This is a genomic window from Ruegeria sp. YTSA135 (genome assembly GCF_059610165.1).
On the sequence record NZ_JBXWNC010000012.1, the window covers coordinates 94,652 to 110,948 of the forward strand.

Consider the following 16,297-nt stretch of genomic DNA (forward strand, 5'->3'; position numbering starts at 1 on the left):
TCCTGAGAAGTCTAAACTTAGCGCGCGTGCTCCAATGTCAAATCGTCACACAGTATATTCAAGCGACCGCGTGGGCCAAGGCACACTGCTTCCACAATATCATCAGCGCCTCGACCAATCGATCGATATCTGCATCGCTGTGCAGGGGTGACGGTGTAAAGCGCAGCCGCTCGGTACCCTTGGGAACAGTTGGATAGTTGATTGGCTGAACGTAGATACCATAGTCGCGCATCAATATATCCGACAGCATCCGGCACTTGACAGGGTCTTTGATCATCACCGGAATAATATGGCTAGGGTTGTCCATATGCGGGATGCCATAGGCATCAAGTTTGTCGCGCAAACGCTGCACCTGCCGCCTTTGCGCGTTGCGCTCAGCATCGCTGGTTTTGAGGTGCTGAATACTTGCCGTAGCCGCGGCCGCAACGGCCGGGGGCAGAGCAGTTGTGAAGATAAACCCGCTGGAAAAACTGCGCAGGAAATCGCACAGGGCAGCAGACCCCGTAACATATCCGCCAATACAGCCATAGGCTTTGCCCAGGGTTCCTTCGATCAGCGTGATGCGATCTGCCAGCCCTTCGCGTTCGCTGATACCACCGCCGCGAGGCCCGTACAGGCCAACGGCATGCACCTCGTCCAAATAGGTAAGAGCACCGTGTTTCTCAGCCACTTCGACGATTTCTTTCATTGGGCAGACATCGCCGTCCATCGAGTACACCGACTCGAAGGCCACGATCTTGGTGCTGTTGACAGGGAGGGCCGCCAGCTTGCGATCAAGGTCTTCGGGGTCGTTGTGTTTCCAGATGATCTTCTTGGTCCGCGAATGGCGGATGCCTTCGATCATTGAGGCGTGATTCAACTCATCGCTCAGAATAACCGCATCAGGCAAACGGCTTCCCAGGGTCGACAGCGATGCCCAGTTGGACACATAGCCCGAGGTAAAGACCAACGCGGCCTCTTTACCATGCAGATCGGCCAGTTCTTCCTCAAGCCGCACATGGTGATGGTTCGTGCCGGAAATATTGCGGGTGCCGCCGGCACCCACGCCGCAACTGTCGATGACCTCTTTCATCACTTGCCGAACTTTCGGATTCTGACCCATGCCAAGATAGTCGTTTGAACACCAAACCGTTACCTTGTCAGGGCTGTCTTCAACATGGGATTTCGCGGTCGGGAAAGCACCGCAGAGCCGTTCGAGCTCGGCAAATATCCTGTAATTGCCTTCCTCCTTCAGCTTGTCAAGCTGTGCATTGAACATCTTATCAAATTCCATGACGTCCCTCCCTTTCGGTATTCATGGCCAGTGGCTTCGGATCCGGCAGCATCCAACGCCAGAGTTTGGCGTCGGGCAGCGGCAGAACCAGCAACCAGTGTTCCAACAGGGCCAGCGCTGTGAGGCTGGCCAACAATATTTTTGCGGTCTTCTGCGGATCAGTCGCCGCATGTCCGGCCTGCGCCATGAACAGCGCGACGGCAATTGACAAGAGCGACACGGATATCGGGAAAAACCAGTTCATCCGGGCAATGCGGAAATGACTGGGCAGGTGCGACAGGTGGTCGGGCAGAAATTCTGTATTGAATTTCGGTACGCCGAAAAACAGGTTCAGCTTGGCCGATATGCGGGCCGCGAAGAGGATGCCGAAACACCAAGCGCCAACAGTGTTGGGCTGGTTCCAACTGATTGCGGCAAGCGCGATGGTGATCAGAACCAGCAGCATCTCGTGGTAGGCGATCGTCCCCCAGGCGCGGATGAACCTTTCCCAGAACGGCGCATCGGTCGGGCAGGGGTAGGCGTTGGGGCCAGTAATCATGCCACACAGAAAGGCCAATTCGATCCAGCCCCAAATCAATAGGGCACTGATGAAGCCCAAATAGACCGCCATCGTGTCGCCGTTAGCCAGAGACACCCAAAATCCAGCCAACCCGGCGAACAGAGCAGGTAATGACCACAGCGCGGCGCGGCTGCGTCCGCCCGCACTGCGGCGCACCACCCACAGGATCGCCCCGGTGGAAAACCACCAGAGGAAAAGCGCAGCAGGCGCGGCGATCCAGGGCGCGAGGGTCATCAGTAGCAAGGCTCCAATCTTGTCTGGGCCGGAACCTCATGTTTTTTGGCTGGGATGAAGTACAACGCGGCAAAAGCACGGGCAGCCCTGACAGAGCCCCAAACCTGCGAGGCTTTGCCTGCAATACCTCCACGCTCCTTGGCTGCGGCGATATCCACATTGGCCCGGTGCAGCGCACGGCAGTTCTTGAGCCAGCGCGGATCGTCAATGTCCAGCGTGATCGGAAAGATCTGCTTGCTGAGATCGCTGGTTTTCTCGAACACCGCGTGAGCGTACCAATCGGGATCGACGCCCAAGGCCTCATGGAAGGCTGGTCGCTGATGGTCGCGCACGAACATGGTTGCGTATACGGCGGTCAGGAAGAATTTGATCCACAGCACGTTGACGCCCGAGGTCAGCTTGGGGTCGGTCTTCATCAGCAAAGCAAACGCCTCGCCATGGCTGAACTCATCATTGCACCACTCTTCGAACCACTTGAAGATCGGATGGAACCGATGCTCGGGATTGGCCTGAAGGTGCCGGAAGATGGTGATGTAGCGGGCGTAGCCGATCTTTTCAGACAGGTAAGTGGCGTAATAGATGAACTTGGGCCGGAAATAGGTATATTTCTTCTTCTGCGTCAGGAAGCCCAGATTGACCCGCAGCCCGGCCTCGCGCAGCGCATCGTTGATGAAACCCGCATGGCGCGCCTCATCCCGAGCCATGAGCTGGAACAACTGGGTGATGTCCTTGTTATTTCCGCGCCGCTTCATCTCTTTGTACAGCACACAGCCCGAGAATTCGGCGGTACAGGATGAGATTAAGAAATCGATGAACTCTTTCTTCAGTTGCGGCTCCATACCGTCCCAGTCGATCTGGTCCCAGTCTTCGTTCTTTTTGAAGTGCCCCTTGTTCGGGTCTGAAACCATCTGCGCGATCAACTTGTCCCAGTCTTCGCGAACGGGAGACACATCAATCGCGTCCAGCTCATCGAAATCGGTGGTGTAAAAGCGCGGCGTTAGCAGAGTGTTCTGCATCGCCGTCTCGGTCGCCATTTCGTTGTTATAGATGGCGTCCTGTTCGGCGGCGATAGCCAGACCTTCTTCGACCGAGGTCGCGTCAGCTGTGTGCTTGGCTTGAATGTTCATAGCGACACCTCCTCAGAGAACGAGAATTCGCACAGCTCCATCACTTCGAAATCGCCGGTCAGGCGGGTCCAGAGACGTTCCAACAGACTGGCGCGGATGATCGTGGCCTCGCGCTGTTCGATGACGATTTCACCGAAAGGAGCCATGATTTCAGGGCCTTTTACCTTTACCTCGTCGCCGGGATAGATCACGGCACCGTTGTCGAACCTGACATGGGCGTGCAGGCTCTCGAATTTGTGGCTCACCTCGACTGTGCAGGGCGCGCGTTCAAAGTCTTTCGTCAAAATTCCCATGTTTGGCTTCCTTTCAAGGTTTATCCAGAAGTCTGGCGAAACGTCTGGCGTTGTCGGCACCAAACCCCATGAGGTCGGCGCTCCATCCCGTTGAGGGATCGGTAATATCGAGACGGCCGTTGGCGCGGCGCGTCACGATGACGGGGGTATTCGCAGGCTGGTCTGCCTGCATTCGAGTGCGATCAATCACCCGGGCGACACCAGCGACAAAGCCGCCTTCGGTGGCGCTGAGCTGGTCAATCACCGCGCCTTCGGGGGACAAGACGGTGACCGCCCCGCTGACGCCATCGCTGACCAAAATCATCGCACGTTCATGTGTGATTTCTGCAGCGGGGGGCGAGGCCGACAGCGGCACATCCGTTAGGCGCGCATAGGCGACGATGGCGAGGACGGCGCAAACCAACAGTCCCATCGCCCGCAGCAGGACGCGCGGGATCAACTCTCGGTCCTGGTTCTGGGTTTGGTGCAGGGTGTCGGTCATTTTGAGCCTCCTATTCCGCGGCGATCGGTTTCAGATCGCGTTCAACGCGGGGGATACTGACGCGGGCTTCCGCGGCATCTGCAAGGATGCGCGCAACGTTCGCCGCATCGGGAATACAGCGCAGGGCGGGTTGGGTGTGGAAATGCCAGGGGCGCACATGCGGCCAGCACAACAGGTAGCTGAACCGGACCGGACCCTGCAGAGTTAAGGCAATCGTCCCGGTGCCGTCTTTTCGCAGATCCAGATCGGCGCTGTCGATCTTGGTATAAGGCAGGTTCAGCGTCATGGTCAGCGCCGCTCCGATACGCATGGCGACGCGGCGATTGGTCAGCGTATACATTGTGCTGCGCGCCTGAATCACCGCAAAGACGACCAGCAAAGCACAGGTCACCGCCCCAAGGATCACAAAGGGCAGGGACGCGGCGATGGCCAAGTCCAGCGGCATCAGGTCAACGACCGATACAAACCGCCAGATGGTCAGAAACGCGAAATAGCCAGCCACCCACAAAACGCTGACCGAGGATTTGGCAAGCGCCCACCAATGAGGGCGACCCTGCCACAGGATCACCTCACCCTCGGGCGGGCGTTCCGGTAGGCCCGGAACTGGTTCAACTGCGAAATCGTCGTGCGGCATGGGTTTGCTCCTGACTTCAGATCTGCGGCTCTTGCCGGGCTTCGCTGGCGTAAAGCGTGCCACCGGCGTAGTAGGCGCTGATTTTTTCTTCTTCGAGCATGGTCAACTGGTTGGGGCTGGCGATCTGGGGCACGTCTTTGACATGCTCGGCAAAGATCGAGCGTACCTTGACCCGGTTTGACTGGATGCGCGTCATCGTCAACGGAACCAACCGGGTGCCGCCGCCGTATTCAGCGTCCAGCTCATATTCGAGATAGCGGACCAATTGCTCGGGCACGTCGATCCACATATCCGTCACGGTGCCCACCGGCTTGTTGTCGCCGGTGACGACAGGCTTGCCGCGCGGATCGCGACCTGCAGCGTGCGAGAACGCCTCAAGCCCGCGCATCGGTTGCAGTTTCAGATGTCCGTGTCCGTCCAGTTCCGGGATGTCGCGGCGCGGCGCCCAAGATGCTGGCCCAACACCATCGAGCATCGGGTTGCCAGTGGGTTCGAACGGATACCCACCGGCGGCGTTGGTGCGTTCCAGTGCAAGGTCATCGCGGTCACCGCGTTGCCCGCTGGGAACGGTTACTTCACCTCGCCCGTGCGGCAGTTTGAACGTTTTGTCGTCGGGGACTGAGAATAACCCCTGATTGGGGGCTTCCTCGCCGTCATCATCAACCAGTGGAAAGCCCTCACGCATGTTTTCCCGCTGGATGTAAAAGATCAGCAGAGCGAAAAAGACCCAAAACAACCAGATCGACAGGCTGGCGAGGTCAAAATTTCCGAAGAAGGTCTGGGTCATTCCGGGATCCTTTCGGTTTGAGGAATACGCATCATGTCGGAAACTCCGGCAATCCGGATGGCGCGGCAGCCCGGCGTTTGCGGGTTGCCAGTGGGCCAAGTACAATCAGCGTTATGAAAAGAAGTGCGATTTCCGCATGGTAGACAAAGGAATAACCCGTGGCGGCCGAGTCCAGCGCGGTGCCCAAGTTACCCTTCAAGGCTTGCACATTGACGATGTCGCGCAGAGCCCCGCCCAAAGCGATGGCAAGGCCCGACGCGGTTGCCTGTGCAGCCCCCCACGCGCCAAGGGCCAGACCGCGCCCGGCAAAGCCCTGTTCGGGTAGAGACATCGTTGAGATCAGGGTGCAGACGGCGAAGATCCCGCCGCCAAAACCAATCAGCCCGGCACCGGTGAAGAACAGCATCGGAGCTTGCATCGGGGCCGAGAAAATCACTGCGCTGAAGGCAACGATGCCAACAAGAATGCCACCGCAGGACAGACGGATCGGATCGCGCCCATGCCCAAGCAGCCGCGCCGATAAGCCATATCCAGCCAGTGCTCCGGTTGCCCACATGGCCGTCAAAACGGTCGTGGATGAAACCGAAAGGCCAAGGATTTCGCCGCCGTAAGGCTCAAGCAGCACATCCTGCATGTTGAATGCCATGGTGCCAAGGAAGACGACGGCCAAAAGCCGTCCGGCCTGACCTCCGCTCAGCAGATCGGACCATGCGTCGCTGAACCGGGGGCGGGGGGCTGCGCGTTCTTCTGCGCTCATCGGGCGGACTTTTTCCTGCCGCCAAAGCGCGATCATGTTCAGCACCATGCCAACAACTGCCGCGCCCTGAACCACGCGGATCAGGCGCAGGTCGGAAAAGTCACGCAGCAGCCAACCGACGATCAACGCCGATGCGCCCATGCCAATCAGGAACATGACATAGAGCAGAGCAACAACTTTGGGCCGCGTCTCGGGTGTTGCGCGGTCGCAGGCCAGAGCCAACCCAGCGGTTTGGGTCATGTGGATGCCAAGACCCGCCATCAGGAAGGATATCGCCGCCAGTGCCTCACCCGCGAAGGGAACGTGCAGCGTGGAGTGGCCGCCCAGAACCAGCAGGGCAAAGGGCATGACAGCAAGCCCACCCATCTGCCAGATCGAGCCGAACCACAGATAAGGGATACGCTTCCATCCAATCGCACTGCGATGGGTGTCACTGCGGAACCCCAGAAGGGCACGGAAGGGTGCGATCAGCACAGGCAGGGCAATCATGATGGCAACAACCGTCGCGGCAACGCCAAGTTCGACAATCATCACGCGGTTCAGCGTGCCCAGCAGCATGACCGAGGCCATTCCGACCGACACCTGAAACAGCGACAGCCGCAGCAACTGCCCCAAAGGCAGATCCGCGCTTGCGGCATCTGCAAAGGGCAGGAACTCGGCCGGTATCCGGGTGAAGGGCGAGGGGCGCTGGCTCATGAGGCGACCTCCAACGCGTGAGAGATGTAGAAACCGCAATTGACGCGCCCCAGATCGCGGACTTTACCGGCACCATCCAGCTTGCGCTTTAACGTCGCTGTGTTGTGCGGCACCATGGTCGGCGAGCGATCGCTTTTGGGGAACACCTTGCCCGCGTACCACATGGCTGCCAGCAGCATCGTGCGTGGAGCGATGGTGAACCGCACGGTCGCGCCGTGATCGACGAACCGGTCAACCGCTGTGCGGATATGGTCGGTGTCGTAGTAAATCAGACTATCCATGGCAAAGACATGATCGAATGGGCCGCTGGGTTCGTGCAGCATGTCACCGGCGTGGAAATCCACCTTCGCTTGCAATGGCGCTGGCAAACGCGCACGGGCGATGTTGATCAGGGCTGGCGAAATGTCGATTGCCACAACCTCGGCGCCGCGCGCTGCCAAAACCTCGGTCAACTGACCTGTGCCGCAGCCCGCATCCAGAATGCGACGGCCTGTCAAGTCTTGTGGAAGCGCGCTCAACAGGCGATCCCGCATCTGGTCTCGGCCTTCGCGCACGGTCTGACGAATTTTCGACACCGGCGCATCGCTGGTCAGCCGCTCCCACGTGCGGGTGGCGGTGCGGTCGAAATAGGTTTCGACCCGTGCGCGTGTCGCCTCATAAGTCATTAGTCGAACCCTAGCAATTCAAAGATCACACGGTCTGGCAGAGGGTCGGGGGCCAAGGCTTCGGTCCCGTTCCAAAGGGTTTCGGCCAGCCGGACATATTCAGCGCGGCAGCGGACGACATCTTCGTCATCGTCCATCTCGAACAGGGTTTTCTTCTTGAGGCGCGAGCGGCGGATGGCGTCCACATCGGGCATATGCGCGATGCGCTTGAAGCCGACCTGATCACAGAAGCGATCCACCTCATCCGTGTCACGGCTGCGATTGGCGACGCACCCGGCCAGACGAACCTTGTAATTGGTGGATTTCGCCTGAACGGCTGCGATGATCCGGTTCATCGCATAGATCGAGTCAAAGTCGTTTGCGGTGACGATCACAGCCCGGTCAGCATGTTGCAGCGGCGCGGCAAACCCGCCGCAGACCACATCGCCCAGCACGTCAAAGATCACCACATCAGTATCGTCCAGCATGTGATGCTGTTTCAGCAGTTTCACGGTCTGGCCCACGACATAGCCACCGCAGCCAGTCCCGGCAGGAGGGCCGCCAGCCTCGACACATTGCACGCCACCCCAGCCTTCGAACACAAAGTCTTCGGGGCGCAGTTCCTCGGGGTGGAAATCAACCTCTTTCAGAATGTCGATGACCGTCGGCACCAGTGATCCGGTCAGGGTGAAGGTGCTGTCATGTTTTGGGTCACAACCGATCTGCAGCACCCGCTTACCCAAGGTCGAAAACGCCGCCGACAGGTTCGAACTGGTGGTGGATTTCCCGATCCCGCCTTTGCCATAGACCGAGAACACCTTGGCTCCTTCTATCCGCGCGGTCGGGTCCTGATGCACCTGAACCGAGCCTTCTCCATCAAGGCCAGTCAGGTTCGGAAGGTTCTTATCCAGTGGGCTCATGATGTAATCCTCATTCCGCAGCAATCCCTTCCATCCGGTCTTCCAGGGCGTCGGCCGCACGTTGCAGTGCGCCAAGCGTTTCGGCATCGGGCTGCCAATAGGCGCGGTCATTGGCCTCAAGCAGACGGTTTGCCATACGGCTTGACGCGACCGGGTTCAGATCGGCCAGCCGGTTGCGCATGGTTTCGTCCAAGACGAATGTTTCCGAAATACGCTGATACACCCAGGGTTCGACCTGACCGGTCGTGGCTGACCAGCCCAGTGTGTTGGTCACATGCGCTTCGATCTGGCGCACACCTTCGGCACCATGTTTCAGCAGGCCTTCGTAAAACTTCGGGTTCAGCGAGCGTGACCGAGTTTCCAGTGCCACCTGATCAGCCAGCGTCCGCACCTTGCCGTCGCCGCGTGTCTGGTCGCTGATGTAGACAGCAACATCTGAACCCCGCGCCCGGCGAACGGCGCGGGAAATGCCGCCCAGCGTGTCGAAGTAGTGGTCAACAGTGGTGACACCAAGCTCAACGGATTCGAGGTTCTGATAGGCAACTTCGACATCTTTCATCGTCTGTTGCAACAGATCGGTGTTTTTGTGGGCCTTGCCTTTCGTATCATAGGCAAACCCCTTGCGGGCCTCGTATGCGTCGGCCAGCTCGTCCTCATCCACAAAGGCCAGACTGTCGACCAGTTGATTAACGTTCGAGCCATAGGCCCCTTCGGCATTTGAAAAGACGCGCAGTGCGGCCTCGTCCAACGACACATTCGTGCGCTCGGCATACGAGAGGCTATGCGCGCGGATAAAGTTCTGGCCCAGCGGTTCATCGGCTTGCGCGGCCTTCAGCGCGGCCTCGGCCAGCAGGCGGGTTTGCAGGGGCAACAGATCGCGGAAAATACCCGAAAGGGTCATCACCACGTCGATCCGCGGACGGCCCAGTTCCGACAGCGGGATCAGGTCCGCGCCGCACAGACGGCCAAAGCTGTCAAACCGGGGTTTTGCGCCCATCAGCGCCAGCGCTTGCCCGATAGGACCACCGTCGGATTTGATATTGTCGCTGCCCCAAAGAACCAAAGCCACACTTCGCGGCACTGAGGCATGGGTTTTTAACAGCAACTCAGCTTGTTTTGCGCCGTCGTGACAGGCATAGGCCGTGGGCATTCGGAACGGATCAAACGCGTGGATGTTGCGGCCTGTTGGCAGAATATCGGGATTGCGCAGCAGATCACCGCCGGGAACGGGGGTCGTGTACCGGCCATCCAAAGCCCGCATCAATGCGGGTAGTTCGGTTTCTCGCGACAGTGCCGCGTCCATTTCCGCGCGATCAACGGCATCCAGATCGGGCAACAGGTCCAAGTAATCTGACCGCTCCTGATCGGTCATGGTCTGGCCGACCACGTGCAGACCTTCGGGGATCAGTGCGCCTTCGGTGTCCAAAAGTGTGTGCCACAGGGCCGCCGGATCCGTCCCCTCCATGTCAACGGCCTCGGCCTGATCGGCGATCAGTGTTTCTAGATCAGCCAGCTCTATCGCATCAGGGGGCAGGGTGCGCCAACGGTTCAGGCTGTCCTTCAGTTCGGCCAAGCCTTTGTACAATCCTGCGCTTGAGAGCGGCGGCGTCAAATGGCTGACCGTCACGGCACATGACCGACGTTTGGCCAACGAGGCTTCGGACGGATTGTTCGCGGCATAAAGGTAGATGTTCGGTAAGTCCCCGATCAGGCGGTCCGGCCAGTCTGCACCGCTGAGACCCGTTTGCTTTCCGGGCATGAATTCCAGCGCGCCGTGCATTCCGAAATGCAGCACTGCGTCTGCACCAAAACTGTTGCGCAGCCACAGGTAGAACTGCGCAAAGGCGTGGGTCGGGGCAAAGCCATGCTCGAACAGCAGGCGCATCGGGTCGCCCTCATAGCCGAAACCCGGTTGCAGGCCGACGAAGATGTTGCCGAACTGACGGCCAAGCACAAAGACATCCCGCCCGTCGGTCTGAACCCTTCCGGGGGCAGGGCCCCAGCTGGCCTCAATCTCTTCCAGCCATGGCGTATCACGCACGATATCGTCGGCACTGATCTTGGCGGCAACGTTGGCCTCTTGCCCGTAAACTTCGGCGCTGCCGCCCAGAACGGCTTCGCGCAACTCGTCGACGGTTTCAGGCGGATCAAGGTCGTATCCTTCGACCTTCAGCGCCTGCATCGTATTCAGCAAAGAGGCAAAGACATCCAGATGTGCCGCCGTCCCGGCAGCGCCCGCGTTGGGCGGAAAACCGAACAGGACAATGGCCAGCTTACGGTCTTGCGGGCGGGACTTGCGCAGCGATGCCAACCGGTTCAGACGGGCCGCTAGCATGTCTACACGTTCCGGACATGGGGCCATGGCCTTGCCGCCTTGCGTTCCATTATTGCTGATGCCGTGGCGGCCGGCAAACACGGTGGGGCAGGTTGCCCCGTCCAATTCGGGCAGCGCGACCAGCATCGTGGTCTCAATGGGGCCAAGCCCTTGTTTTGACCCGGCCCACTGCTCAAGTGTCTGGAATTCAAGCGGGTGTGCCGAAACATAAGGAATATCAAGCTGTTCCAGTACTCTGACGGCGCTGTCATTGTCGTTATATGCCGGGCCACCCACCAGCGAGAACCCGGTCAGCGAAAGCAGCGCGTCGATCTTGCGCTGTCCGTTCGGTTGGAAAAACTGATCAATGGCCGGTCGGGCATCCAACCCACCCGCAAAAGCAGGGATAGCTTTCAGGCCGCGCGCCTCAAGAGCTCGGATCACGGCGTCGTAATGTGCGGTGTCTGAGCTGAGCACATACGACCGCATCATCAGAACACCAACGGTCGCGTGCGGCTTTTTGGGGCCGGGCAGATCGTCAGGGTTTGTGGTGATACGGCTCGGCAGGTCGGGGTGGTAAAGCCCGGTATCAGGATAGTCGCGCGGCTCGGGGGCTGCGGCGTCTCGCCATTCGGGGCGAGATGCGTATCGGCCGATCAGAAAGCGGACCATCGCCTCCATATTGTCGTCGGAACTGCCCAGCCAGTATTGCATGGTGATAAACCACGCGCGCAAATCCTGCGCTTTGCCGGGAATGAATTTCAGGATCTGCGGCAGGCGACGCAGGATCTTCATCTTGCGCTGGCCGGTATCGGACGATGGTTTGGACGATCCGCGCAGCCGTCGTAACAGTTTCAGCGCGCCAGAGGTCGGCGCGGCCATATCCAGCACACCCATCCGGGTCAGCTTGACGATCTGCGCGTCGGCGATAATGCCGATCATTGCGTCGCAACTGTCACGGCGGGCTTGCAGGCTGGGAAGGATTGCCAAAACATGCTCTTCCAGAAACAGCAGGTTGGCGATGACGATATCTGCCTGCGAAACCACCTGTTTCGCCTTATCGAGCGCTGCGGTGTCTTTGCCCCATTCCGCAGCCGCGAAGACCTGAACCTCCAGCCCCGGAAAATCACGCTGCAGTGTCGAGAGGACGCGCGCGCACGGGCCAGCGGCGTGGCTGTCCAGCGTCACGATCGCGACGCGATAGGGCCGATATGTCTGGAAATCATCGCGCATAGTGGGCTTTCGCCTCGTACAGAGTTTCGACTGAGATTTCGGATTCGCCCCGTGCCTCGGCAAAGGCTTCGGTGTTGCGACGCGCCTTGCCCCGCACGAAGAACGGAACCTTGCGCAGTTCACGCTCGGCCTCGTCCAGCCAGATGATCTGCGCGCCGACGGGGTCTGGTGCGTCCGACACCTGTTTGGCCCCGTGTGCATGATGCGAAGGGCCAGCGGCGTCGTTGAATTCGGGATCCTCGCGGAACATGTGCAGAAGGTGTTCTTCAAGTCCCATCACAAGCGGGTGGACCCAGGTGTCAAAGATGACATTGGCGCCTTCGATCCCCATCTGAGGCGAGTATCGCGCGGGGAAATCCTGCACATGCACCGGCGCCGAAATCACCGCGCAGGGAATGCCAAGGCGCTTGCCGATATGGCGTTCCATCTGGGTGCCGAGGATCAGTTCGGGGGCGAGGTTCGAAATCCTGGCTTCAACCTCAAGATAGTCGTCACTGATCAGCGCCTCGACGCCGATATCCTTTGCAACCGCGCGGATCGGGCGAGCCATCTCGCGGTTGAAGCAGCCGATGCCTACAACCTCGAACCCCATTTCCTCGCGCGCGATCCGGGTGGCGGTGGCGACATGAGTGCCATCGCCGAAGATGAACACGCGCTTTCCGGTTAAATAGGTGCTGTCAACACTGGCCGAGTACCACGGCAGGCGCAGGCGATCCGTATCGAGACGCGGTGCGCACCCGGTCAACGCAGCGACCTCGTCGACAAAATCCTTGGTGGAGCCAACCCCAATCGGGATGATGCGTGTATAGGGCTGGCCCAGAGTGCGCTCCATCCAGCGGCAGGCACTTTCACCGGTTTCAGGATACATCAATACGTTGAAATGTGCGGCACCCAGACGCGCGATGTCTGCTGGCGTTGCGCCATAGGGGGCAGTGACATTCACCTCGACACCCATGTCGTTCAGCAGAGCGGTAACTTCGGTAATGTCGTCGCGGTGCCGGAACCCAAGCGCGGTTGGCCCGATCAGGTTGCACGATACCCGAGCGCTCCGGTCTGTCGGCTTGGCAAGCGTACGCACGATCTGCAAAAAGGTCTCATCCGCCCCGAAATTCTCTTTCCGCTGATAGCTAGGCAATTCCAATGGGATCACAGGGATCGGCAGGCCGAGGGCTGCGCCCAGGCCGCCGGGATCGTCCTGTATCAATTCGGCGGTGCAAGAGGCTCCGACAATCATGGCCTGCGGTCGGAACCGGTCATAAGCCGCCTGACAGGCATCGCGAAACAGTTTGGCCGTGTCCGAGCCCAGATCACGCGCCTGAAAAGTCGTATATGTCACTGGCGGGCGGTGGTTGCGGCGCTCGATCATGGTGAACAGAAGATCTGCATAAGTATCGCCCTGCGGCGCGTGCAGGACATAGTGCAAGCCGTTCATCGCGGTGGCGACACGCATGGCCCCGACATGGGGCGGGCCTTCATATGTCCAGACCGAGAGCTTCATTCCGCAGCCACCTGCAACATGGCCCGTCGTCTCAGCGGTCGCGCAAACAGCCCGGCAAGATCGCCAGCCTGTTCGTAGAAGTGGATGGGTGAGAAGACCAGCTCGATCGCCCATTTGGTCGCCAGCCCTTCGGCCTCCAGCGGGTTGGCGAGGCCAAGACCGCAAACCGTCAGATCGGGACGCGCCGCGCGCACGCGGTCGAGTTGTTTTTCCACGTCCTGCCCTTCGGACAGGGTGGGGCATTCGGCAATCTGGGCCAGATCGCACCCGACCAGATCGCGATGGAGGTAAGGAGTGCCAACCTCCACCAGTTCCATACCGCATTCACGCGATAGAAAGCGGGCAAGTGGAACCTCTAGCTGGCTGTCGGGCATAAGAAAGACACGCTTTCCGTCCAACGGCTCGGACGCCTGCGCCACAGCCTTACGCGCCCGAAGCCGCGCGGGTTCGGTCACGGCATCGACATGATTTGCAGAAATGCCGAACCGGGACGCGATGGCTTGCAACCACGCTGTTGTCCCCTGTTCGCCGAATGGGAACGGCGCGCTTATGGGGTGGGCGCCCCGACGGAGCAGAATGTCAAATGTCTCGCCCAGGAAGGGCTGTACAAAGGCAACGTGTGTGTTCGGGCCAATGCCGAATTCCTCATCGCTGGATCGGTTGGGCAATAGCCTGACGTCCTTCACGCCAATCCTATCCAGCAGGTCCAGCATCTGATCCTGCACCACGTCAGGAAGACCACCAGCAATCACCAGCCTTGCGGTGTCACTTGAGGGCATTGCGGCCACCATCGCCGCAAGGCAGCTATCCTCGCCTTGGGTAAACGTCGTTTCGATCCCTGAACCTGTAAAGTTCAGTACCCTGATCTTCGGCGCGTAGCGGGCATTCAGGCGTTCGGCTGCCTTGGCAAGATCCAGCTTAATCACTTCGGATGGGCAGGACCCGACAAGGAACAAACGACGAATGTCAGCGCGCCTTGACAGTAGACGGTCGACCTCGCGGTCGATCTCATCCTGTGCGTCAGACATTCCGGCCAGGTCGGTCTCCTCAAGAATCGCGGTACCAAAGCGAGGCTCGGCAAAAATCATCACGCCTGCTGCGCTTTGAAGAAGGTGGGCGCAGGTGCGGGATCCAACAACCAGAAAGAAGGAATCTGGCATCATCCGATGCAACCAGATGATAGAGGTTAAGCCGCAGAAAACCTCGTGCTGTCCACGCTCACGCAGGACCGGCGTTTGGGTGCAGCCTTTGGATATCTGGCCGGGCGTCGTCATGTGGGTACCTGCATCTGCAGCCGCGCGCGGCGCAGTTTCAAAAGAAACTGGCCAGCGTTGATAACGTACACAAGATAAGCTGCCAGCGTCAGCAGCATCAGTTGTGCCGGCGTCAGCCAACCAGTTGAAAGGGCGACCAAATACGCCGTGTGCAGCGCAATGGCCAAAAAGCTGACCACGTCTTCCCAGAAGAAAGCAGGCGCCAGCAAGTACTGCCCGAAAACAACCTTTTCCCAGATCGCCCCTGTGATCATAATCAGGTACAAAACGAGAGTTTTCAGGAGAATTGAAACCGTGGCGATTGCGTAGCCTTCGCCGGTCGCAAGATAGCGCACCACCAACGCAAGCGAGACGAGAAACACCGCGAATTGCAGTGGCGCCAGGACGCCCTGAACGGTCGTCCAATATGTGCTGTCCCGGCGCGCCAGTTGGTCAGGAGTGTAAAGCTGGTGCGTTCCAGGCGTGTTCATGGCTGATTGCGCCACGATGGCCTCCCTGCTGAACTTCCATCTCAGCGTAGAAGGATAAACATGAATGTGTCAATTAAAACTTACACTTTTGAATTGACGGATTCGAACTGTAAAGCCGAGCGCACAATTTATAAGCAAAAGCATAACTATTTGCTTTAAATACGGAAAATTGAAGTTTCCTTACGTTGGCGCTCAGGGCGTCCATATTATGTCTACTTTATTTGACAAACGCTGCGGCTTGAACCAGACTGACATTAAGTCGTTTGAATGTGTTTCTGCCGATTCCAGCGGCTTTTCTTTAGCAAGGATTGGATAATCCAATGCCCCCAGTCGATCCGTTTGAAGGCAGTCGACCGCTGAATCAAAATCAACTGGAAGCATTTGCAAAGCGGGTGCTGAAATCCTTGGACTCTCATCCGCAGAATCCGTCGTCTCTGAATTTAGGTTCGATAACGGATTGGCTATATGCACACGTCATTTCCCCGGTTCCGTTCTCGTTTGAAGAAACGCTTTGTTTTCTGGAGGAAACCGGTGTGTCTTCGTCTGAAATAATCGATATTTGCATCCCCGACGCCGCCTGTCGCGCAGGTCAAGCATGGGTGGATGACGAAGCGAGCTTTGCCGATGTTACGTTGGCGTCCTCGCGCTTATATGCAATTTGCAAGGCTCTTTCCGAAACGTGGGAGTTGCGCCCGCGCTGCACTGGGCAACCCACCGTTCTGGTTGTAATTGCACCGGGTGAACAGCACATGATTGGGTCCGTTGTCGCTGCATCGCAACTGCGGCGGATGGGCTGTTCGGTTCAATTGCTGGGGGGCGCTACGCCGAAAGAGGCCATCGCGTGCATCAAGCGGGGCGCGTTCGATGCGGTCCTAATTTCTTGCGCAGGAAGTCTGGCTCTTGACAATGCTGTGCATTTCATAACACGTATTCGATCAGAAATAGACCAGCCGCCACGACTGGTCATCGGCGGGGCGATAGAAAAGCAAGTGAAGTTGACTTCAGCAAGTACAGGGGCGGATTTAGTAACATCCAATTTTGAGGCCGCTCTCGCTGGTCTGACAAATGCCAGGAGTTCTACGGAACCGCTGGCGGCTCAATAA

The 16,297-nt window shown here is 58.8% G+C and carries 15 protein-coding genes; 1 reads left to right on the top strand and 14 read right to left on the bottom strand.

Annotated elements, in window-relative coordinates; translation table 11 throughout:
- Positions 1-58 precede the first annotated feature (58 nt).
- Genes hemA through bchF form a run of 14 tightly spaced genes read right to left on the bottom strand, consistent with a single transcriptional unit; the run spans position 59 to position 15,194 of the window.
- Positions 59-1,273 (bottom strand): 5-aminolevulinate synthase, encoded by a 1,215-nt coding sequence (gene hemA, locus AC2FIT_RS15785; RefSeq protein WP_496831008.1) that lies wholly within the window; start codon positions 1,271-1,273, stop codon positions 59-61.
- Positions 1,263-2,066, bottom strand: a complete 804-nt coding sequence (gene puhE, locus AC2FIT_RS15790) for a putative photosynthetic complex assembly protein PuhE (RefSeq protein ID WP_475180556.1) — start codon at positions 2,064-2,066, stop codon at positions 1,263-1,265. Before puhE ends, hemA begins: the two co-directional genes overlap by 11 nt.
- A complete protein-coding gene (gene acsF, locus AC2FIT_RS15795; RefSeq protein ID WP_496831009.1) occupies positions 2,066-3,193 on the bottom strand; it encodes a magnesium-protoporphyrin IX monomethyl ester (oxidative) cyclase in 1,128 nt (375 codons plus the stop codon). The genes puhE and acsF overlap by 1 nt, the downstream gene beginning before the upstream one ends.
- Positions 3,190-3,486: an O2-dependent cyclase accessory protein gene (locus AC2FIT_RS15800; RefSeq protein ID WP_496831010.1), complete on the bottom strand. Its 297-nt coding sequence runs from the start codon at positions 3,484-3,486 to the stop codon at positions 3,190-3,192. The genes acsF and AC2FIT_RS15800 overlap by 4 nt, the downstream gene beginning before the upstream one ends.
- A 13-nt stretch (positions 3,487-3,499) precedes the next feature.
- A complete protein-coding gene (gene puhC / locus AC2FIT_RS15805; protein WP_496831011.1) occupies positions 3,500-3,967 on the bottom strand; it encodes a photosynthetic complex assembly protein PuhC in 468 nt (155 codons plus the stop codon).
- A 10-nt stretch (positions 3,968-3,977) separates the two neighbouring features.
- A complete protein-coding gene (gene puhB / locus AC2FIT_RS15810; protein ID WP_496831012.1) occupies positions 3,978-4,601 on the bottom strand; it encodes a photosynthetic complex putative assembly protein PuhB in 624 nt (207 codons plus the stop codon).
- A gap of 16 nt (positions 4,602-4,617) precedes the next feature.
- Positions 4,618-5,388, bottom strand: coding sequence for a photosynthetic reaction center subunit H (gene puhA / locus AC2FIT_RS15815; protein WP_496831013.1), 771 nt, complete (start codon positions 5,386-5,388; stop codon positions 4,618-4,620).
- A gap of 31 nt (positions 5,389-5,419) precedes the next feature.
- Positions 5,420-6,841: a PucC family protein gene (locus tag AC2FIT_RS15820; RefSeq protein WP_496831014.1), complete on the bottom strand. Its 1,422-nt coding sequence runs from the start codon at positions 6,839-6,841 to the stop codon at positions 5,420-5,422.
- Entirely contained in the window at positions 6,838-7,506 is a 669-nt protein-coding gene (bchM, locus tag AC2FIT_RS15825; protein ID WP_496831015.1) for a magnesium protoporphyrin IX methyltransferase, read from the bottom strand. Before bchM ends, AC2FIT_RS15820 begins: the two co-directional genes overlap by 4 nt.
- A complete protein-coding gene (bchL, locus tag AC2FIT_RS15830; RefSeq protein ID WP_496831016.1) occupies positions 7,506-8,405 on the bottom strand; it encodes a ferredoxin:protochlorophyllide reductase (ATP-dependent) iron-sulfur ATP-binding protein in 900 nt (299 codons plus the stop codon). Before bchL ends, bchM begins: the two co-directional genes overlap by 1 nt.
- Positions 8,406-8,415: 10 nt before the next feature.
- Positions 8,416-11,952 carry a magnesium chelatase subunit H gene (locus AC2FIT_RS15835; RefSeq protein WP_496831017.1) on the bottom strand — a complete coding sequence of 1,179 codons (3,537 nt, stop codon included), beginning with the start codon at positions 11,950-11,952 and terminating at the stop codon, positions 8,416-8,418.
- Positions 11,942-13,450, bottom strand: coding sequence for a ferredoxin:protochlorophyllide reductase (ATP-dependent) subunit B (gene bchB / locus AC2FIT_RS15840; RefSeq protein ID WP_496831018.1), 1,509 nt, complete (start codon positions 13,448-13,450; stop codon positions 11,942-11,944). The genes AC2FIT_RS15835 and bchB overlap by 11 nt, the downstream gene beginning before the upstream one ends.
- Complete coding sequence (locus tag AC2FIT_RS15845) at positions 13,447-14,724, bottom strand: ferredoxin:protochlorophyllide reductase (ATP-dependent) subunit N (protein WP_496831019.1); 1,278 nt, start codon at positions 14,722-14,724, stop codon at positions 13,447-13,449. The genes bchB and AC2FIT_RS15845 overlap by 4 nt, the downstream gene beginning before the upstream one ends.
- Positions 14,721-15,194 carry a 2-vinyl bacteriochlorophyllide hydratase gene (bchF, locus tag AC2FIT_RS15850; protein ID WP_496831051.1) on the bottom strand — a complete coding sequence of 158 codons (474 nt, stop codon included), beginning with the start codon at positions 15,192-15,194 and terminating at the stop codon, positions 14,721-14,723. Before bchF ends, AC2FIT_RS15845 begins: the two co-directional genes overlap by 4 nt.
- A gap of 320 nt (positions 15,195-15,514) precedes the next feature.
- Between bchF and AC2FIT_RS15855 the strand changes: the two genes are divergently transcribed.
- Positions 15,515-16,297: a cobalamin B12-binding domain-containing protein gene (locus AC2FIT_RS15855; RefSeq protein ID WP_496831020.1), complete on the top strand. Its 783-nt coding sequence runs from the start codon at positions 15,515-15,517 to the stop codon at positions 16,295-16,297.